Consider the following 19,924-nt stretch of genomic DNA (forward strand, 5'->3'; position numbering starts at 1 on the left):
ACGCACCCAATCACATACGGCGACGAATCGGAGCGTACGTCTCAACTGGTTCATTGGTCAGGAAGTCAACGATCATCGCGTTGCACAGAGCGGGTTTCTCGTGCAGCAGGCCGTGTGAGGTGCCGGGAACGACGGCCAGTTCGGCGTTCGGGAGCGCCCGGTACATGGCAGTGGCGTGTTCCAGTGTCACCTCGTCGTCATCGCCGATCATGACCAGCGTTCGGTTGTTCAGCTTCGCCAGGTCCTGTTCGGTCAGTGCGGGACTGCGGCGGTGCATCGGCGTGAGTTCCGTGGCCGGGTCCCAGCCGTTGTGGTGGAAAACGCCGCACACGACCACGAGCCGTTGCACCAGATCGGGTCTGAGCACGGCGGTCAGCAACGCGACCGTGGCGCCGTCGCTGCACCCGAGCAGGTGAGCGGGCCCGGTCTTCTCCAGGAACGCGATGGTGTCCCGCGCCATCTCGGTGTGGTCCTGAGTCGCCTGGTCGACGCGATGTGGGGCGTGCAAAGCGAAGTCGGCGAGTGCGTCGAACTGGGGGCCGAACGCGGATGGGTCGGCTCCGCCGGGGTGCAGGAGTACGAGTGAGTCAGCCATGTGTGGATGGACCTTCCCGGGAGGTGATACTCATCGGCGTGGGATCTGTTGGTTTGGTGACGTTGGTGGTCCGCGACTACGACGAGGCGATCCGCTTCTACGTGGGGGGACTCGGGTTCACGCTGGTCGAGGACACGCCGCAGGGTGACAAGCGCTGGGTCGTGGTGTCGGCGGGAGAGGGGGCGTCGCTGTTGCTGGCACAGGCTGACACGAGCGAGCAGTCCGCACGAGTCGGTGACCAGACCGGTGGCCGCGTCGGGTTCTTCCTCAACACCGACGACTTCGACCGCGACCACGCGCGCATGACCGAGTTCGGCGTGCGCTTCCTGGAGACGCCGCGCGAGGAGGTCTACGGCAAGGTCGCCGTGTTCGAAGACCTCTACGGCAACCGCTGGGACCTGCTTCAGCCCGCCCGCGCCTGACCGGGGGAGACACCGACGATCCGTTTGAACGCACGGCTGAACGCGGCCTCCGACTCGTATCCGAGGCCGCGTGCGATCTCGCTGACCGTCGTGTCGCGGTCTTTGAGGCGGTTCATCGCGACGTGCATGCGCCACCGCGTGACGTACCGCATCGCCGGTTCGCCGACCAGGTCCGTGAACCGCGCCGCGAACGCCGAGCGGGACATCGCGGTCTGGTGCGCGAGGCGTTCGACGGTCCACGGCTGCGCGGGGTCGCGGTGGATCAACGCCAGCGCCTGCCCGATCTGCTGGTCCTGCAACGCACCCAGCCAGCCGGTGCGCGCGGCCGGGTCGTTGGCGAGCCACGAGCGGATCGTCTGGATCACCAGCACGTCCGCGAGCCTGGTGATGACCGCTTCGCCGCCGGGGCGCAGGTTCCTCGCCTCGGCGGCCATCAGGTCGATCGTGGCGCGCATGTCGTCGGCGCGCCGCACGTACACCACGTGCGGCAACACGTTGATGAGGTGCTTCGCGGCCGGGTGGTCGAACTTCACCGCACCACACACGAGATGCGTCACGGCACCGCTACCGCCGTGCCGCAGGATCGCGTAGTTGTCCGTTTCGAACGTGTGCGGCAACGTCGTGACAACTGGCGATTCCGCGTCACCGTGGAACAGCCGGTGGCCCTGCCCTCCGGGTACGAGCAGCACGTCGCCGGGTTCGAGCGTCGTGATCTCGCCGTCGACCTCGATGTCGCAGCGACCGCTGGTGAGCACGTGGAACCACAGGCAGTCGACCATGTCGGGCATCGTCAGCCCCCACGGCGCGGTGAGCTCGTTCCGGCAGTAGAAGGTGCCGGACATCCGCAGCAGGTGCAGTGCCTCGCCCAACGCGTCCGTCATGCCACCAGTCTGGACGAACGAGCAAGCTTGCGCGATGAAATGTCATTGAGAGTCCGGCGCTGACCAGACAAAGTGAGCGCCATGGGGATAATCACGCTGATCGCAGTCGCCGCGTCCGGCCTGATGGCCGGCCTGTTCTTCGCGTTCTCCACCGCCGTCATGCCGGGCCTCGCAGATCTGCCCGCCGAGCAGGCCCGCGATGTCATGCGCCGGATCAACGTGCGCATTCAGAACCCGTTGTTCCTGCTGGTGTTCCTCGGCACCGCCGTTCTGTGCGGCATCGAGGTCTTCCAGGGCAGGATCGTCGGAGGCCTGCATTACATCGTCGGCTGCTTCGTGCTCACGATGGCCGTCAACGTGCCGATGAACAACCGCCTCGAACGGGCCGACGACGCCTACTGGCCCGAGTACCTGCGCAAGTGGACGCTCTGGAACCACGTCCGCGCCGTCGCCTGCCTCGCCTCGACGGTCACCCTGCTGCTCGGATTCTGAGGCCGTGCTTCGGGCGCATCGCGGCGACGCTGGTCGGCGTGATGCGCTGGGGGAGCAGCTCAGGCTTCGGCCGCTGCAACAACGACTTCAGCATCACGGTCAGCTCCGTCGTGGCAAGCCCGGCGCCGATGCACCGGTGCGGCCCACCACCGAACGGCAGGAACTCGTGCGGCGCCGGCTTGCGCTCCCACCGGTCCGGGTCGAACCGCAGCGGATCCGGCCACACCTCTGCCAGCCGATGCGTGACGTACGGGCTGTACAGCAGGAACGTGCCCTGCTTGATCTTCTTTCCGGCGAACTCGAACGGCTGCGCCGCCACCCGAGCCGAGACCACCGCGGGCGGATACAGCCTCAACGTCTCGTTGACGACGTTGGCCAGGTAGTCGTCGTCCTCCTGCGCACGTTCCCAAACCCCGTTGTGCCGCAACAGGTTGAACACCGCCCACGCCATCGCGCCACTGGTCGTCTCATAACCCGCCGCGATCAGCGTGACGACCTGATCGCGCACTTCGAGGTCACTCAGCCCATCGCTCTGCACAAGAGAGGTGAGCACGTCTCCAGCCGTGTCGCCCTGACGCGTCTCCTCGATCGCCTTGTAAACCCGCGCGTCAACAGCCCTGCGCGCCCTCATCGCGTTGCGCCACGCCGGTGCCTTCATCGTCCGCAGCAACGTGACCACCGCCGGGTTGCGGTCGATCAGGTTGATCAGCACCTGCAGGTGCGCCCCGAAGAACTCCGCGTCCTGCGCCAGCTTCTCGCCGAACAACGCGTGGATCGTGCTGCGCCGGATGGCCCGCCGGAACTCCTGGTAGACGTCGACCGTCTGGCCAGGCCGCCACGCGTCGAGCGTCTCCTCCGCATTGGCCCGCATGACCGGCACGTAGTTGGCAATCTGCCGATGCACCAACGCAGGCTGCACGAGCCGACGCCGCCGCTTGTGGTCCTCACCGTCGCTGACGATCAACGACGTGGGCCCGTCCACCGGCACCAACGACTGGAACGCCCGCTCGACCTCGAACAGTTCGGAGTTGGCGAACACGAACCGATTCGCCTCCGCTCCGAGCAGGTAGGTGTACGGCCCCATCCGCACCACCGGCCCGAACCTCCGGTGCAGGGCGCCGAGAAGATCGGCCTGCCGGAACCGCACGACGTCCGGAATCATGGCCAAGACAGTGCCACACCGCACCGGGCGACGGTCCGCAATGCGAGCGAGGGTTTCAGTTCGTCACGGCCAGCGCGAACGGCAGCACCGCGGGCACCCCCTCCTTCCGGAGCATCCGAGCCGCCACGGTCATCGTCCACCCGGTGTCGATGTGGTCGTCGATCAGCAGGACCGGACCGTCCACACCGGACACGTCCGGGGTCTCGCCGGCCCGCACGAGCCCAGCCAGGCGTTGCGCGCTGTTGGCTCGGTGCGTCGACTCGCCGAGCCACACCGTGCCGAGGAAGGGCAGCCGGCCGATGGACGCGATCCGCTGGCCGAAGCTGCCGACCAGCGTCGGGCGCCTGCGGGAACCGACCGTCACGACACCGACCGGGCGGTCGTCCCAGCCCCACGCCGTCAGCACCTTCACACAGGCCGCGAACACGTCCTCCGGGATCTCGCGGTCGGCGCCGTCGGCGAGCAGGTCGCGCAGCCGGGTGCCCCAGCCGATGTCGGTGAGGCGGCCGAGTGCCCGGCCTGTCGCCGCGATCTCCGCCGGCGGGATCTTGCCGGACAACGGCACGCCGATCGCGGACATGCCGGTCGGCCACATCTTGCGCGGCGCCACGTCCAGGCCCGGACGCAGCAGGCGTTCGCGAGCCGCACCTGCCGCGGTCTCGGACACCTCGACCGACAGCCGTTCACCGGTGCAGTTGTCGCAGCGGCCGCAGTCGTGCGAGGTCGGGTCGTCCAGCTGGTCCTGCAGGAACTTCATCCGGCAGGCCGACGTGCGCTGGTAATCGATCATCACCTGCTGTTCGGCCTTACGCGCTTCCGCGATGCGCGCATACCGTTCGCCGTCGTACTCCCACGGCCGTCCGGTCGATTCCCAGCCGCCGCGCACCCGCCGGACCGCGCCGTCGACGTCCAGCACCTTCAGCACCACTTCGAGCCTGCTGCGGGACAGTTCGACCATCGGTTCCAGCGCGGCCGTCGAGAGGGGTTTGCTCGCCCCGTCGAGTGCGGACAGCACCTGTCGCACCACCACCTCGGCGGGGAAGGCCAAGGACGCGAAGTACGCCCAGATGTCCCGGTCCTCGTGGCCTGGCAGCAGGATCACCTCGGCGCGTTCGACGCCGCGGCCCGCCCTGCCGATCTGCTGGTAGTAGGCGATCGGGGAGGAAGGCGCGCCCACGTGGACCACGAAGCCCAGGTCCGGCTTGTCGAAGCCCATGCCGAGGGCGGAGGTGGCGACCAGCGCCTTCACCCGGTTGTTCAGGAGGTCTTCTTCGGCGCGCTCGCGTTCGGCTGGCTCGGTCTTGCCCGAGTAGGCGGCCACCGCGAAGCCGCGGTCGGACAGGAACGCCGCGATGTCGTCCGCCGCGGCGACGGTGAGCGTGTAGATGATTCCGGAGCCCGGCAGGCGGGTGAGCTGTTCCGCGAGCCAGCCCAGGCGGGACTCGGCGGTCGGCAGCAGCGCGACGTTCAACCGCAGGCTGTCGCGGTCGAGAGGTCCGCGCAGGACCAGCGTGCCCTCGTCGGCACCGAGACCCAGCTGCTCGGTGACGTCGTGCACCACCCTGTCGTTGGCCGTCGCCGTCGTCGCCAGCACCGGGACGCCCGGTGGCAGTTCGGTCAGCAGCGTTCGCAGCCTGCGGTAGTCCGGGCGGAAGTCGTGGCCCCAGTCCGAGATGCAGTGCGCCTCGTCGACGACGAGCATGCCCGCGGACGCCGTCAGGGAGGGAAGCACGGTGTCCCGGAAGTCGGGGTTGTTCAGCCGTTCCGGACTCACCAGGAGCACGTCGACGTCGCCCGCGGCGACCTGCTCTTGCACGGCGTCCCACTCGTCGGTGTTCGCCGAGTTGATGGTGACCGCGTGCACGCCTGCTCGTGCCGCTGCGTCGACCTGGTTGCGCATCAACGCGAGCAACGGCGAGACGATGACCGTGGGCCCCTCGCCGAGCTCACGCAGCAACGCCGTCGCGATGAAGTAGACAGCCGACTTGCCCCAGCCGGTGCGTTGCACCACGAGAGCTCTGCGGCGGCCGGCCACGAGGGCGTGGATCGCGGCCCACTGGTCGTCGCGCAGCACCGCCTCCGGGCCCGCCAGTGCCCGGAGCCGTTCGTCGGCCAGTTCCCGCAACGCGATCTCGTCCACGTGGAGCAGCATGCCAGGCGGCTCTGACAATGCCCTTGGCCGCTGCTCCGCAGACGGCGGCGAGTTCGTCTGGAAGTCGGTCGTCCGGCCGAATCGCTCGCACCGAATTGGGCTCCGCCGAATTCGGCGCGAGCGGTTGACCGGACGACCGACACGAACTCGCGGGCCGTGGGAAACCCGGTCTCGGGTATCCAGCCGCAGGTCGTAAGGTGTGAAGGTGACTGATGACCTGCGCGACCAGGTGCACGCCGCAGCCCGCCGCGCCCGCGTCGCCGCCGACGAACTCGTCCTCGCCACCCGTGAGCGCAAGGACACCGCGCTGCACGAGATGGCCGCCGCGCTCCGCAAGCGCGCGCCGGAGATCATCGAGGCCAACAAGAAGGACCTCGAAGCGGGCAAGGCCGCTGGACTCCCGGACGGCATCCTGGACCGGCTCGCGCTGAACGAAGCTCGGATCGAAGGCGTGGCCAAGGGCCTCGAAACCGTTGCGGGACAGGCCGATCCAGTCGGCGAGGTGCTGCGCGGCGGCATCCTCCCGAACGGGCTGGAGCTCAAGCAGGTCCGCGTCCCGATGGGCGTCGTCGGCATGGTCTACGAGGCCCGCCCGAACGTCACGGTCGACGCCGCCGGTCTCGCGCTGAAGTCGGGCAACGCCGCACTGCTGCGGGGCTCCTCGACCGCCGAGCACTCCAACACCACGCTCGTCGCCGTGCTGCGCGACGCACTCGAAAGCGTGAACTTGCCGGCCGACTGCGTGCAGTTGCTGCCGTGCCACGACCGCGCGTCCGTCACGCACCTCATCACCGCGCGTGGCCTGGTGGACCTGGTGATCCCGCGTGGTGGCGCGGGTCTGATCAACGCGGTCGTCGAGCAGGCGACGGTTCCCACGATCGAGACCGGCGTCGGCAACTGCCACGTCTACGTTGACGCGCACGCGGACCTCGACATGGCCGAGGCCATCGTCCTCAACGCCAAGACTCGACGCACGAGCGTGTGCAACGCAGCGGAATCCCTCCTGGTGCACAAGGACGTTGCCGCGGAGTTCGTCCCGCGCATCACCAAGGCGTTGCAGCAGGAGAGCGTGATCATCCACGGCGACGAACAGTTCGCCCGGCAATCCGACGTCGTCCCGGCCAACGACGATGACTGGGGCACCGAGTACCTGAGCCTCGACATCGCCGCGAAGGTCGTCGACTCTCTCGACGACGCGGTGAAGCACATCGCGACGTACGGCTCCGGCCACAGCGAGGCCATCGTGACGAACGACGTCGCGGCAGCACGGAAGTTCACCACGCGTGTGGACGCGGCGGCCGTGTTCGTCAACGCCTCCACGGCGTTCACCGACGGCGCCGAGTTCGGCATGGGCGCGGAGATCGGCATCTCCACGCAGAAGCTGCATGCACGCGGACCGATGGGCCTGTCGGAGCTGACGTCCTCGAAATGGGTCGTGTGGGGCGAAGGCCACACGCGTCCGAAGGCGTAGCTCTACCTTCGGAGACATGGCTCCCACCTACCCGTTCTCCGAACCTGACGGCCTGGCCCTCGATCCGACCTATGAACGTCTGCGGCGTGACGAACCCGTCTCGCGCGTGACGTACCCGTACGGCGGCGAGGGCTGGCTCGTCACGTCCTACGAAGAGACGAAGCTCGTCCTGGGCGACCCGAGGTTCAGCCGAGCGCGAACGGTCAACCAGGACGTGCCGAGGATGCAGCCCCTCATCGCACCCGGCGGGTCCATCCTCACGCACGACGGCGCGGACCACTCGCGCATGCGCCGCCTGGTGTCCAAGGCGTTCACGGTGCGGCGGATCGAGGAACTGCGGCCGCGCGCCCAGCAGATCACCGACGACCTTCTCGACCGCCTGGACAACCCCGGCGACCTGGTCGAGGGCTTCACCATGCCGTTCCCGATTACGGTCATCTGCGAACTGCTGGGCGTGCCGTTCGAGGACCGCGCCGACTTCCGCACGTGGTCGAACCAGGTGCTGTCCACGGTCGGCGGCTACACGCCTGAAGAGGCGATGCACGGCATGATGAAGCTGCACGCCTACTTCGTCGACCTTGTCGGCAAACGCCGTGCGCACCCCACGGACGATCTGATCAGCGCGCTCGTTGCCGCGCGTGACAACGACGACCGGCTGAGCGAGGACGAACTCGTCCGTTTCGGCATCACGTTGTTGGTCGCAGGACACGAGACGACGGCGAACATGCTCGCCAACAGCGTTGTGACGCTGTTCGAGCACCCAGACGCCATGAAGCGCCTGCGTGAGGACCCCGGCACGCTGCCGAACGCCATCGAGGAGCTGCTGAGGTTCATCCCGCTGGGTAGCGGCGCCGGCTTCACCCGCATCGCGACCGAGGACGTCCAGGTCGGCAACGCGCTGGTGAAGGAGGGCGACGCCGTGCTGGTGGTCGTGTCGTCGGCGAACCACGACGAGTCGATGTACCCCAACAGCGCGGAGCTGGACATCGAGCGTGAGGTGGGCCAGCACCTGCAGTTCGGGCACGGCATCCACTTCTGCCTCGGCTCGCAGCTCGCCAGGATGGAACTGCAGGTCGCGCTGGGCACATTGCTGCGCAGGATGCCCGATCTGCGGCTCGCGGAACCCGTCGAATTCCGCAAGGGATCGCTGGTCAGAGGCCCTTTGAAGCTCGTAGTGGCCTGGTGAGAAAAATCTTGGCCGAACCGCGTAATGGGGCACGGGCGGGTGCGTTCCTCCAGTACGCGGCTCTGCTTCGGGGTGGGCCGCGACCCGAACGGCCCGACCTCCCCCTGGGCCGTGCGGTGTGATCAGCACGACCGGCGTCGGGCCACGGGAGCGGCCCCACGCCGGTCTACGCTGCTTTGATGCGCATCGGCGTCATGGGTGGCACGTTCGATCCCATCCACCACGGCCACCTGGTGGCCGCCAGCGAGGTGCAGGCCAGGTTCGACCTGGACCGCGTGATCTTCGTGCCGACGGGTCAGCCCTGGCAGAAGGCGTCGCGCGAGGTCTCACCGGCGGAGGACCGCTATCTGATGACGGTCATCGCCACCGCCTCCAACCCCCGGTTCTCGGTCAGCAGGGTCGACATCGACCGCGGCGGCCCCACCTACACCGTGGACACGCTCACAGACCTGAAGAAGCAGTACCCGGACGCCGACCTGTTCTTCATCACCGGCGCCGACGCGCTGGAGCAGATCCTGTCCTGGAAGCGCGCCGCGGACGCGTTCGAGCTGGCCCACTTCATCGGAGTCACCCGTCCGGGTTACACGCTGGACGACCATCACCTGCCGCCAGGTTCTGTGTCGCGCGTGGAGATCCCGGCCATGGCCATTTCGTCAACTGGCTGCCGTGCCCGAACGGCTTCAGGTCAACCCGTTTGGTACCTCGTCCCCGACGGGGTCGTCCAATACATCGCGAAAACGGGCTTGTACTCCGAGTCGTAACCACGTTCGAGTGGATTTTGCGTGCATCCGTGGTCTCGGGGAGCAACAATCATCGGGTTGTTGCTGGTTCGTGGAAGGCAAGACTTTGGCTACAGGCACCGTGAAGTGGTTCAACGCCGAGAAGGGCTTCGGCTTCATCGCCCCCGACGACGGCTCGGCTGACGTCTTCGTGCACTACTCGGAGATCCAGTCCAAGGGTTTCCGTTCGCTCGAGGAGAACCAGAAGGTCGAGTTCGAGGTCGGTCAGGGCCAGAAGGGGCCGCAGGCCCAGCAGGTTCGCCCGATCTAAGCTTCGGCACAGGTGAAGGCCACCTCAGGGCGCTGAGGTGGCCTTCGTCATGCGTGCGTGTGAAGTACCCGTTGGCGCGCGCCGGTACCCTCAGTAACTCGTGTGGGCGTATCGACGCCCGCCGGAAGTCAGAGGAGTGACGTGGCAGCCACCGACGAGGCACGACGGCTGGCGCTGGTCGCGGCGAACGCAGCGGCCGACAAGAAGGCGCACGACGTGACGGTGCTCGACGTCTCCGACCAGCTCGTGATCACGGACGTGTTCGTGATCGCGTCCGCTCCCAACGAGCGGCAGGTCGGCGCGATCGTCGACAACATCGAGGAGAAGCTGCGGGAGGCCGGTACGAAGCCGGTGCGCCGCGAAGGAGCCCGCGAGGGCCGGTGGGTGCTGCTGGACTTCGTCGACGTCGTGGTGCACGTGCAGCACGTCGAGGAGCGCAGCTTCTACGGCCTGGAGCGGCTGTGGAAGGACTGCCCGCGCATCGAGTTCGAAGCGGACGTCCCCGCCGACTCCACGGCTGAATGAGGTAGCTGATGGCCCTGAGCCGGCTCGTGCTGTGGCGGCACGGTGAGACCGACTACAACGCGACCGGTCGTCTGCAGGGTCATCTGGACTCGGCGCTCACCGAGACCGGCTTGAACCAGGCCAGGTTCGCCGTGCCGGTGCTCGCCGGGTTCGAACCGGAGATCGTGGTCGCCTCCGACCTGCAACGCGCGCGCGACACCGCGCGGGTGTTCACGACGTCCGCGGACGTCCCGCTGCGGATCGACGAGCGGCTGCGGGAGACCCATCTCGGCAAGTGGCAGGGTCTGACCACGGCCGAGGTGGAGCAGGAGTGGCCGGGTGCGGTCACGGTGTGGCGCACCGATCCGACCTACACGCCGCCGGATGGTGAGTCGCGGGTCGAGGTGGCCGAGCGGGCCATCCGGGTCGTTCACGAGGTGGACGCGGAGTTCTCCGAGACCGTCCTGCTGTGCGCGCACGGTGGCCTGATCAGCGCTCTGACCGGGCGGCTGCTCGACCTGCCGGTGGAGAACTGGTCGCAGCTCGGTGGCATCTCGAACTGCCACTGGACGGTGTTCACGCGGCGCAACGACCGTTGGCGGCTGTCGTCGTACAACGCGGGCACCACGCGTTGAGACTGCTCGTCCTCGGGGACTCGCTGTCGTTCTTCGGCCCCGGTGGGCCGCTGCCTGCTGATCACCCGCGGTTGTGGCACAACATCTGTGCCGCTTCCCTGGGTGGCTCGGCGGAGCTGGCGGCCGGGTTCGGATGGACGGCCCGGGACGCCTGGTGGGCGTTGACGGGGGATCCGCGGATCTGGTCGTTGCTGCCTCGTACCGACGTTCTGGTGTTCGCCGTGGGCAGCATGGACACGTTGCCCTCGCCGTTGCCCACGTACCTGCGTGAAGGGCTGCGTTACGTGCGGCCGGACTGGTTGCGGCGGTGGGTGCGCAAGGGCTACACGGCGGCTCAGCCTCGGTTGGCGCCCTACGCGCGCGTGGCGTTGCCTCCTGCGTTGACCGCGCGGTATCTGCGCGACTCGCTGCAGTCGATCCGCAATCTGGAGTACACGATGCCGGCGGTCGGGATCGTGCCGTCGGTGCATCGGGCGCCTTCGTACGGGTTCGTGCACGGCGGGCACGCGGCTGCGGTTGCCGCTGTGCGTGGGTGGGCCTCAGGTGCGGGTGTGCCGCTGGTGGACCTGCCGGCCGTGATCGGGGAGCACGTGCGGTCCGGCGCCGGAAATCCGGACGGCATGCATTGGGGCTGGGAGGGGCACGAGCTGGTGGGTGGGGCGATGGCCGCCTTGATCTCGTCCGTGGCGTTGAGTCCCTCGGAGGAGTGAGCCCCGTAGGCTCGTCGCTCGTGCGCATCACCATCGTCACCGACTCCACGGCATACCTGCCCGAGGGGTTCGCGAAGCGCCATTCGATCACCGTGGTGCCGCTGCACGTCGCGGTGGACGGTGTCGGACGCCTCGACGGCGTCGACTTCGGGCCCTTCGAACTGGCCGGCGCCCTCGCTGAGCACCGCCGGGTGACCACATCGCGTCCCACACCCGGCGAGATGGCCTCCGTGTATCGCGAGGCGCTGTCGTCGGCGGATGCGGTCGTGTCCGTGCACCTCTCCCGTGAGCTGTCCGGGACGTGGGAGGCCGCACGACTGGCGGCCGAGGAGATCGACTCTTCTCGTATTCGCGTGGTGGACTCGCGCTCTACGGGCATGGGGCTCGGTTTCGCGGTCTTGCGCGCGTGTGTGGCCGTTGCTGCCGGGCGCTCGCACGCCGAGGTGGAAGACGCCGCCACTTCCGCGGCTCGCCAGACCCGGATGTTCTTCTGCCTCGAGACGCTGGAGCACCTGCGCCGGGGCGGCCGAATCGGTACGGCGGCGGCTCTGGTGGGGACCGCGCTGGCCGTGAAACCGTTGCTGCACATGGACGACGGCCGGATCGTGCCGCTGGAGAAGGTGCGCACGATGAGCCGCGCCGTCGGCCGTCTGGTCGACCTGGCGGCGGCTGCGGCGGGCGACGGGCCCGTCGGCCTGGCCGTGCACCACCTGGCCGCTCCAGAACGCGCCGCAGAACTCGCGACCCGCCTGGACGAACGCCTGCCCGGCTCGACGGGTTGCGTGATCTCCGAGGTGGGCGCGGTGATCGGCGCACACACGGGCCCAGGCGTGCTGGGCGTGGTGGTGCTGCCGGGAGGACCCGACAGCATCCCATAGACCCCCGACAATTCCCCGTCTCCGAGGCGCGAGTGATCGCGACCTGTCCACAACCCGCGAGTAATCCACAGCCCCGGAGTTCACCCCACCTCCCCACCCACCCCGCTCCGTAACGTCGCCCGCATGTTCCCCCGCCCCCATCCGGACGACCGCCCGAGCGAACGCCTGGCCGCCCTGGCCGAAAAGGTGCGAGCCGACCCGACCCTGGTCTTCGCGCGCTCGGAGGACTCGGACGAACACGGCCCACCCCGCCGCCGCTTCCGCCTGCCCCACCTCCCACGCCGAGGCCTGCTGGCCTTCGGCATAGCCATCGCCTGCACCGTGATCGGCCTGGGCAGCTGGTGGCAGAGCCCAGCCGCCGAACCCGCCCCGGACCTGGCCCTGGTGAGCACCTCGGCCCCGGCCCCCGAACTGGTCGTGAACGTCATCGGCGAGGTGGCCACCCCAGGCCTGGTGACCGTGACGTCAGGCGCCCGCGTGGCCGACGCCCTCCGCCTGGCAGGAGGCGTGAAGCCGAACACGAACCTCCACAACCTGAACCTGGCCCGCAAACTCACCGACGGCGAACAACTGGCCGTCGGCATCCCACCCCCACCCGCCGGCGCCGCCGCGGCCGTTCCGTCCAAGTTGGACCTGAACGCCGCCACCGCCACCGAACTGGACAGCCTCCCCGGCGTAGGCCCGGTGACAGCCCAGCGCATCGTCGACCACCGCACCCGCAAAGGCCCCTTCGCCTCAGTGGACCAACTCCGCGAAGTGGAAGGCATAGGCGACTCAAAACTCGCCAAGCTGGCCGACCTGGTGCACACATGACCCTCGCCACCACAGCCCTGGCCCTCTACCACCGCACCAAGGCCCAGTACCTCCACCTAACCCACCCTGCACCCCTCCTCCCACCCGACCACAACCACCCCCAACACCCGCTGACCATCGCCTTCCCCACCCACCGCACCACCACCACCCACCGCCACCGCCCACGCCCACGCCCACTGACCAAAGCCATCCGCCACGTACTAGCCGCCTACCCGCCAGCCCCGCTCCCACCACCAAGCCCCACCCCGCCCACCCCAACAAAGCCGCCCTGCCGCCTATGCGCAGCAACCACCCAGCCCCCACCCACCCACCCACCACCGCCGCCCTAGCTGAGCCCCCGCCTCTAAGCCCCACACCCACCGCGTGCGACAGCCGCGTGCCGCTTCGCCTCGCTCACACCGCCCGCGTCACGGAGAAACCGCTCTCCCACCTGTGCACGGCGCCAACCCAGCCTCATCCCGCCCGCCCAGCCCCGTCCCGCCCAGCCCCGTCCCGTCCCGCCCAGCCCCGTCCCGCCCATCCCGTCCCGTCCCAGCCTCGTCCGGCCCCGCCTCATCCAGCCCAGCCCTCGCGGTTTTGCCCAGTCCCGCTCACCGACAGGAGCCCTCCATGCGGTCCGTCCGCATCACCCGACCCATCGCACCCCGACCGGCCGCCAACTCCCGCAGCCATGCGCCACAGCCCACCGTCGACACCACCTGGCATCGCCCCACCGCCAGACTCCCTCTCGTCCGGCCAGCAGCCGCAGCACTACGGCACCCCACCCCGCACCTCCAAGCACCTCAACCACATCAGGACAGCCCAACCCATCACCTCCGCCCGGCTGCCTCCACCCCCGCCGCCGTGCAACCCGTCCCAAGCCTCCGCGCGGCTGTCTCCACCACCGTGCAACCCGTCCCAAGCCTCCGCGCGGCTGTCTCCACCACCGTGCAACCCGTCCCAAGCCTCCGCGCGGCTGTCTCCACCACCGTGCAACCCGTCCCAGACCTCCGCCCGGCTGTCCCCACCACCGCGCAACCCGTCCCAGACCTCCGCCCGGCTGTCCCCACCATCGCGCAACCCAGCCCAAGCCTCCGCTCGGCTGTCCCCGCCACCGTGCAACCCAGCCCAAGCCTCCGCCCGGCTGTCCCCGCCACCGTGCAACCCGCCCCGGACCCCCGACCACCCCACCCCCGCCAAGGCAGCCCAACCCGTGACCCCCGGCCTCCCACCGGCGAGCGGAGGCAGAGGCCCCGGTGGCCCGCAAACGCCCGATAACCCAGGACTTCCGCCTGGTCCCCGCAGCAGCCGCAGTCTGGACAACCTCCATCGCCGGCCTCTTCCTGAGCTGGCAAGCCGCAGTCCTCACCGGCCTGACCGCAGGAGCCATCGGCCTAGCCGCATGGCGAAGAGCCTGGTGGACCAGAACCTGCGCGATAGCCCTTCTGATCTCCGGACCGGTAGCGGCAGCGTGGGTGGGCGGCCACGTCCTAAGAGCCGAAACCCACCCATTCCGCCTGGCCGCCAACGAAGGCAAAGCCACCACCCTCACCGTCGAACTCACCTCCAGACCCAAGGGCATCCGCGCCGCGGGCTTCGGCGGCCACCAGGCGGGCGTCGACAACGTCGTGATCACAGCCGAAGCGAACGGTGCCCAGCTGGTGCTGTTCGCGCCCAAGGACAAGTGGCGAGACCTGTTGCCAGGCCAGGAGGTCACGGTCAAAGGCACCCTCGCGCCACCCCGAGGCGGCGACCTGGCGTCGGCACTGCTGAGGGTCCGCGGGCCGCCGATCGACCCGCGACCTCCGCCGTCCTGGCAGAGCTGGGCGGACGAACTCCGCGATGGCCTGGCCCTGGCCAGCAAGGTCCTCGACGACGAGGAGGCCGGGCTGCTGCCGGCACTCGTGGTGGGCGACACCGAGCAGATGGTGCCGCGCATCGTCGATGAGTTCCGGACCGCGGGGCTCGCTCATCTGCTCGCGGTGAGCGGCGCGAACCTCGCCATCGTGTGTGGCGCGGTCTACCTGCTGCTGCGGCGGTTCGGGCCACGTCAGGCGGCCATCGCGGCGATGGTGGCGCTGGTCGGGTTCGTGGTTATGGCCGGGCCAGAGCCCAGTGTGTTGAGGGCCGCGGTCATGGGTGCCGTCGCGCTGCTGGCGTTGGTGCTGGGCCGGGAGCGGTCCGCGGTGCCGAGCCTTGCGACCGCGGTGCTCGTGCTGGTTCTGATCGACCCGGCACTGGGCGGCGATCCGGGATTCGCGTTGTCGGTCGTGGCGACGGCGGCGTTGGTGCTCGTTGCGCCGAGGTGGGCGCGGGCGCTCAAGCAGCGCGGCGTGCCGAACGGGCTGGCCGAGGCGATCGTGGTGCCGACGGCCGCGAGCCTTGCCACGGCTCCGGTGGTGGCGGGGCTGTCCGGGCAGGTGAGCCTGGTGTCGGTGGTGGCGAACCTGGTCGCCGGGCCGGTGGTCGCGCCGGCGACGGTGCTGGGTGTCCTCACCGCGGTGGTCGCGCCGTTCTGGCCCGGTGCCGCCGAACTGATCACCCACGTTGCCGGGCCCGCGGTGACCTGGCTGATCCAGGTCGGGCGACAGGCGGCGACGGTGCCTGGCGCGGCGGTCGGCTGGCCCGAGGGTTGGATCGGGGCGCTCGCGCTGACCGCGGTGGTGGCCGTGGTCATCACGTTGCTGCGGCTCAAGAAGACGCGCACGTTGGTCGTCGCGGTGCTCGTCGGCGGGTTCGTCGTGCTGGTGCCGCTCAAGATCGCCGCGCCGGCCTGGCCGCCGGACGGCTGGACGGTCGTCAGTTGCGACGTCGGCCAGGGCGATGCGCTGGTCCTCGCGACGGACGACGCCGACAGCGCGGTCGTGGTCGACACCGGGCCCGATCCCGGTGCGGTCGACCGGTGCCTGAAGACGTTGGGAGTCAAGAAGATTCCGCTGGTCGTGCTCACGCACCTCCACGCGGATCACGTCGGAGGCCTCGAAGCGGTGCTCACCGGGCGTGCGGTGGGCGCGGTGGCAACAGGCCCGCTCAAGGAGCCCGCATGGGCGTGGAGGGAGGTCAACGAGCAGGCCCGCAGGAACGGCGTGCGTGTCGCGGAACCGAAGGCAGGTGAACGGTTTTCCTTGCCCGGACTGGAGTTGGAGGTGCTGGGCCCACGACGGCCACCAACCCCGGGAGACGCGAACACGACCGTGAACGACTACTCGCTCGTGCTCAAAGCCCACACGAAAGCGGGCCGCGTGCTGCTCACCGGTGATGTCGAACTGGCCGGCCAGTCGGCGTTGCTGGGGCAGCGGGACCTCGCGGCCGAGGTGCTCAAAGTGCCGCACCACGGCTCGCGGTACTCGTTGCCCGCGTTCCTCAAGGCGGTGCGGCCGCGAGTGGCGCTGGTGAGCGTCGGCACGGGCAACAGGTATGGGCACCCGAGCCCGCAGGTGATCGACATGTTGCGGGCGGGAGGTGCGCTGGTGTTGCGCACGGACCAGGACGGAGACCTGGCGGTGTTGCCGGGAAACCGAATCGTACGAAGGAGAAGAGATGGACGACGTCTGGATCAGGCTGTTCAACGCGCGCTACCCGATCCCCGGTGGCACGCCAGGGCTCGCGTGGGCGCTGTGGCAGATGAACTACTCGGCTTCGCCGTGGCCGCACGACGAGCTAAAACCCGATTTCAGTTACTACATCTGCGAAACGCTAGAGGACGGCACACGCGCCCTCACACACAAGGCGACGGCCACGCACGTGCTGCCGCCCACCAAGGCCACGACTCCGGAGGAGGCTTTCGCTCTCGTCTCGGAGTACGTGTTCGACGACGACCTGCGGATCACGCCGCACGACTGGAACGACTACCACTACAACGTGCTCAAGGCGGAAGCCCCGTGGCCGCAACGGATCGTGGCGTGGCGCGCGAACGTGCAGCCGGTCGGACCGCACGTCATGGAGGGCCTGCAACGCTTCCCGCGCACCGGCTGGGTCAAGACGGACGGGATCTCCCTGTGAGACAACGTGTTCAGTGATCGTGATCGAGGAGGCTGTCGGCCAGTGGCAGGCAAAGTCGCAGTGTCGAAGGCCACGGCGGGCGATCTGGAGTCGATCGCAGCGTCGCGAAGACGTAGTCGTGTTCAGGGAGCGATCCGCCATCGGACCACGGGCCCATGTCGCCTTCAGGTCGCCAGGCGACGTGGCGGCACGTTTCGCATCGCCGTAGCTCACGTATGTCTTTGCGCCGTGCGCGAAGAGGGTCGTCAGGCGAAGCCTGGCGGACGGTCCGGCCGGTCAGCGGCGCGGAGCAGGTAGGGCACGTGTCCACGCCCGGAGCATGCCAGGAATCGGAGCGTGCCAGGAATCGGAGCGAGCCAGAAACGTGATGGCCGAGCACCACGCGGCTCGGGGACGCACGCGCGTCCCCGAGCCGGAAGGAGGTGATTAACCCAGTGCCTTGATGACGGCCTCGGCCGTCGGCGGGACCGTCGCGCGCGGGCCGATCGTGTCGCCGAGCGCGTCGAGGGTCTTGAGGCCGTCGCCGGTGATCAGCAGCACGGTCTCGGCGTCCGGGTCGAGCTGGCCCGACTCGATCAGCTTCTTCGCCGTCGCCACGGTCACGCCGCCGGCGGTCTCGGCGAAGATGCCCTCGGTGCGGGCGAGGAGCTTGATGCCCTCGACGACCTCTTCGTCAGTCACGTCCTCGATGGCGCCGTTGGTGCGGCGCACCGCGTCGAGCACGTAGGGGCCGTCGGCCGGGGCGCCGATCGCCAGCGAGCGGGCGATGGTGTCCGGGCGGACCGGGCGGATGACGTCGTGGCCCGCCTTGAACGCGGTGGAGATCGGGGAGCAGCCGGTGGCCTGCGCGCCGAACACCTTGTACGGGGTGGCCTCGACGAGGTCGAGCTGGCCGAGTTCGCGGAACGACTTGTCGACCTTGGTGAGCTGCGAGCCGGAGGCGATCGGCACGACGATCTGGTCCGGCAGGCGCCAGCCGAGCTGTTCGGCGACCTCGTAGCCGAGCGTCTTCGAGCCCTCCGCGTAGTACGGGCGGACGTTGACGTTCACGAACGCCCAGTCCTCGTTCTCCGCGGCGAGCTCCTGGGCGAGGCGGTTCACGTCGTCGTAGTTGCCGTCGACGGCGATCAGGGCGCCTTCGTAGACGGCGCTCATGAGGATCTTGGCGCGTTCGAGATTGGAGGGAACGAGAACGACCGACTTCCAGCCCGCGCGGGCGGCGGCCGCGGCGACGGCGTTCGCCAGGTTGCCGGTGGACGGGCAGGCCAGCACCTTGAAGCCGAGTTCGCGGGCCGCGGCGAGCGCGACGCCGACCACGCGGTCCTTGAAGGAGTGGGTGGGGTTGCCGGTGTCGTCCTTCACCCAGATCTTGCGCACGCCCAGGGCTTTGGCCAGGTTGTGGGCCTCGACCAGGCGGGTGCCGCCGGGGTCGGTGTTCGGGTGCTGTTCCACAGTGGACGGAACAGGGAGGAGGCCGCGGTAGCGCCAGATTGACCTGGGGCCGGCTTCGATGTCCTCGCGCCGGATCTTCCCGAAGTCGTAGGCCACTTCCAGCGGCCCGAAACACTCGAGACAGGCGTACTCAGGAGCGAGAGGGGTTTCATTCCCACATTCCCGGCACAGCAGTGCCCGGGCAGGGCCGAGGTCGAACTTGGTGCTCGTGGGCACAGTGACAGCAGTCATCGCGAGGTATCTCCTCATCTTTCCCGCGAAATCGAACGGGTCGGAATTGGCACCGTGATCGTCTGCGCATGACTCTGTGCATGGCTCTGCACATAGCGCTGACGCCGGTTGCCGGGGCTTCGTCGGGCCGTTCCCTCTGCCCCTCTGGATGAGCGGTGTTCAGTTGTGGCCATCAAGCTACGGCACCGGTCCGTTGCTCAGCCACCGACGTCCACGATTCGAGACGTGGGAAGATGCGGAGCGTGAGCGCACCGGAGTCACTGCACCTCGTCATCGGCGAGGAGGAGTTGCTGGTCGAACGTGCTGTTCGAGCGGCTCTCGACGCAGCACGCAAGGTCGATTCGACCGCCGATCTGACCCGTGTGCAGGTGACTGATCTCACGGCTCCGGAGCTGGCCGAACTGGTGAGCCCGTCGCTGTTCGCGGAGGGTCGCGTGATCGTTCTGCAGAACACGCAGGACATCGGCAAGGAGGTCGCCGACACGGTGCTCTCCTACCTCAAGACGCCCGCGGACGGCGTCACGCTCGTCGTCCTGCACACGGGCGGTGGTCGCAGCAAGGCGGCCAAGGACCTGCCGGGACAGCTGAAGAAGGCCGGTGCCGCGGTCACCGAGTGCGCCAAGATCACCAAGGCCGCTGAGCGCGAGGCGTTCGTGCGCAACGAGGTGCGGCAGGCGGGCGGCAAGATCGACTCCGAGGCCGTCGCCACGCTCATCGACGCAGTGGGCACGAACCTGCGTGAGCTCGCCGCGGCGTCGTCGCAGCTCGTGTCGGACACCGACGGCAAGGTGACGGTCGACGAGATCCGCCGTTACCACCAGGGCAAGGCCGAAGTGACCGGGTTCGCGGTCGCCGAGAAGGCCGTGACCGGTGATCGGGCCGGTGCCATGGAGGCGTTGCGCTGGGCCATGCAGCTCGGTGTGCCGCACGTGCTGGTCGCGGACGCGCTGGCGGACGCGGTGCGCACGGTCGCGCGGGTGTCCGCGGTGGGCCGGGCCGACCCGTTCAGCCTGGCCGGCCCGCTCGGCATGCCGCCGTGGAAGATCAAGAAGGCGCAGGCCCAGGCCCGCGGCTGGGACCAGTCCGGTCTCGCCGACGCGATGCAGGTGGTCGCGGGGCTGAACGCGGACGTGAAGGGCGTGGCGGCCGACGCCGACTACGCGCTGGAGCGGGCCGTGCTCAGGATCGTCGCCGCGCACAGCCGCCGCTGATCCCAGGAAAGATCACCGCAGCGGGATCCCGATCAGGTACTGGGCTCCCGTGAAGCCGGGCACGACGCTGTCGAAGAACATCATGAACGGCAGCACCG

At 68.9% G+C, this 19,924-nt stretch carries 18 protein-coding genes and 1 riboswitch; of the genes, 13 read left to right on the forward strand and 5 right to left on the reverse strand.

The window, feature by feature from the left end:
• Positions 1-10 precede the first annotated feature (10 nt).
• Positions 11-595: an alpha/beta fold hydrolase gene (locus tag SK803_RS22970; RefSeq protein ID WP_319968114.1), complete on the reverse strand. Its 585-nt coding sequence runs from the start codon at positions 593-595 to the stop codon at positions 11-13.
• Between the two features lie 38 nt (positions 596-633).
• On the opposite strand from SK803_RS22970, the gene SK803_RS22975 reads away from it, so the two are divergent.
• Positions 634-1,017: a VOC family protein gene (locus SK803_RS22975; RefSeq protein ID WP_319968115.1), complete on the forward strand. Its 384-nt coding sequence runs from the start codon at positions 634-636 to the stop codon at positions 1,015-1,017.
• Here the strand turns inward: SK803_RS22975 and SK803_RS22980 are convergent.
• A complete protein-coding gene (locus tag SK803_RS22980) occupies positions 999-1,898 on the reverse strand; it encodes an AraC family transcriptional regulator (protein WP_319968116.1) in 900 nt (299 codons plus the stop codon). The genes SK803_RS22975 and SK803_RS22980 overlap by 19 nt on opposite strands.
• An 81-nt stretch (positions 1,899-1,979) precedes the next feature.
• On the opposite strand from SK803_RS22980, the gene SK803_RS22985 reads away from it, so the two are divergent.
• Positions 1,980-2,390: an anthrone oxygenase family protein gene (locus SK803_RS22985; protein ID WP_319968117.1), complete on the forward strand. Its 411-nt coding sequence runs from the start codon at positions 1,980-1,982 to the stop codon at positions 2,388-2,390.
• Here SK803_RS22985 and SK803_RS22990 read toward each other — a convergent pair.
• Together SK803_RS22990 and SK803_RS22995 are read right to left on the reverse strand one after the other, a co-directional pair.
• Positions 2,368-3,552: a cytochrome P450 gene (locus tag SK803_RS22990; RefSeq protein ID WP_319968118.1), complete on the reverse strand. Its 1,185-nt coding sequence runs from the start codon at positions 3,550-3,552 to the stop codon at positions 2,368-2,370. The genes SK803_RS22985 and SK803_RS22990 overlap by 23 nt on opposite strands.
• A gap of 55 nt (positions 3,553-3,607) precedes the next feature.
• Positions 3,608-5,692 (reverse strand): RecQ family ATP-dependent DNA helicase, encoded by a 2,085-nt coding sequence (locus SK803_RS22995; protein ID WP_455032247.1) that lies wholly within the window; start codon positions 5,690-5,692, stop codon positions 3,608-3,610.
• Between the two features lie 217 nt (positions 5,693-5,909).
• On the opposite strand from SK803_RS22995, the gene SK803_RS23000 reads away from it, so the two are divergent.
• The 10 genes from SK803_RS23000 to SK803_RS23045 all read left to right on the forward strand — a co-directional run bounded on the left by SK803_RS23000 (position 5,910) and on the right by SK803_RS23045 (position 16,949).
• Positions 5,910-7,175, forward strand: coding sequence for a glutamate-5-semialdehyde dehydrogenase (locus SK803_RS23000; protein WP_319968120.1), 1,266 nt, complete (start codon positions 5,910-5,912; stop codon positions 7,173-7,175).
• A gap of 16 nt (positions 7,176-7,191) precedes the next feature.
• On the forward strand, positions 7,192-8,361 hold the full coding sequence (locus SK803_RS23005; protein ID WP_319968121.1) for a cytochrome P450: 1,170 nt from the start codon (positions 7,192-7,194) through the stop codon (positions 8,359-8,361).
• Positions 8,362-8,540: 179 nt separating this feature from the next.
• Positions 8,541-9,122: a nicotinate-nucleotide adenylyltransferase gene (gene nadD, locus SK803_RS23010; RefSeq protein WP_319968122.1), complete on the forward strand. Its 582-nt coding sequence runs from the start codon at positions 8,541-8,543 to the stop codon at positions 9,120-9,122.
• Positions 9,123-9,207: 85 nt separating this feature from the next.
• Positions 9,208-9,411: a transcription antiterminator/RNA stability regulator CspE gene (cspE, locus tag SK803_RS23015; protein WP_053735596.1), complete on the forward strand. Its 204-nt coding sequence runs from the start codon at positions 9,208-9,210 to the stop codon at positions 9,409-9,411.
• A 141-nt stretch (positions 9,412-9,552) separates the two neighbouring features.
• Positions 9,553-9,936: a ribosome silencing factor gene (rsfS, locus tag SK803_RS23020; RefSeq protein WP_030468098.1), complete on the forward strand. Its 384-nt coding sequence runs from the start codon at positions 9,553-9,555 to the stop codon at positions 9,934-9,936.
• Between the two features lie 8 nt (positions 9,937-9,944).
• Positions 9,945-10,550 (forward strand): histidine phosphatase family protein, encoded by a 606-nt coding sequence (locus SK803_RS23025; RefSeq protein WP_319968123.1) that lies wholly within the window; start codon positions 9,945-9,947, stop codon positions 10,548-10,550.
• Positions 10,547-11,260 carry a diglucosylglycerate octanoyltransferase gene (octT, locus tag SK803_RS23030; protein WP_319968124.1) on the forward strand — a complete coding sequence of 238 codons (714 nt, stop codon included), beginning with the start codon at positions 10,547-10,549 and terminating at the stop codon, positions 11,258-11,260. The genes SK803_RS23025 and octT overlap by 4 nt, the downstream gene beginning before the upstream one ends.
• 20 nt (positions 11,261-11,280) lie before the next feature.
• Entirely contained in the window at positions 11,281-12,138 is an 858-nt protein-coding gene (locus SK803_RS23035) for a DegV family protein (RefSeq protein WP_319968125.1), read from the forward strand.
• Positions 12,139-12,261: 123 nt separating this feature from the next.
• Complete coding sequence (locus SK803_RS23040; RefSeq protein ID WP_319968126.1) at positions 12,262-12,951, forward strand: ComEA family DNA-binding protein; 690 nt, start codon at positions 12,262-12,264, stop codon at positions 12,949-12,951.
• Between the two features lie 1,235 nt (positions 12,952-14,186).
• On the forward strand, positions 14,187-16,949 hold the full coding sequence (locus SK803_RS23045) for a DNA internalization-related competence protein ComEC/Rec2 (protein ID WP_406601564.1): 2,763 nt from the start codon (positions 14,187-14,189) through the stop codon (positions 16,947-16,949).
• A 409-nt stretch (positions 16,950-17,358) separates the two neighbouring features.
• On the opposite strand, the gene thrC is transcribed toward SK803_RS23045, so the two are convergent.
• Positions 17,359-18,615 (reverse strand): threonine synthase, encoded by a 1,257-nt coding sequence (gene thrC / locus SK803_RS23050; protein ID WP_319968128.1) that lies wholly within the window; start codon positions 18,613-18,615, stop codon positions 17,359-17,361.
• Positions 18,616-18,626: 11 nt separating this feature from the next.
• A riboswitch (SAM riboswitch) is annotated at positions 18,627-18,770 on the reverse strand.
• Positions 18,771-18,848: 78 nt separating this feature from the next.
• On the opposite strand from thrC, the gene holA reads away from it, so the two are divergent.
• A complete protein-coding gene (gene holA / locus SK803_RS23055) occupies positions 18,849-19,826 on the forward strand; it encodes a DNA polymerase III subunit delta (protein ID WP_319968129.1) in 978 nt (325 codons plus the stop codon).
• The last annotated feature ends 98 nt before the right edge of the window (positions 19,827-19,924 follow it).

The sequence above is a fragment of the Lentzea miocenica genome (genome assembly GCF_033949945.1).
GTDB classification, from domain to species: Bacteria; Actinomycetota; Actinomycetes; order Mycobacteriales; family Pseudonocardiaceae; genus Lentzea; species Lentzea miocenica.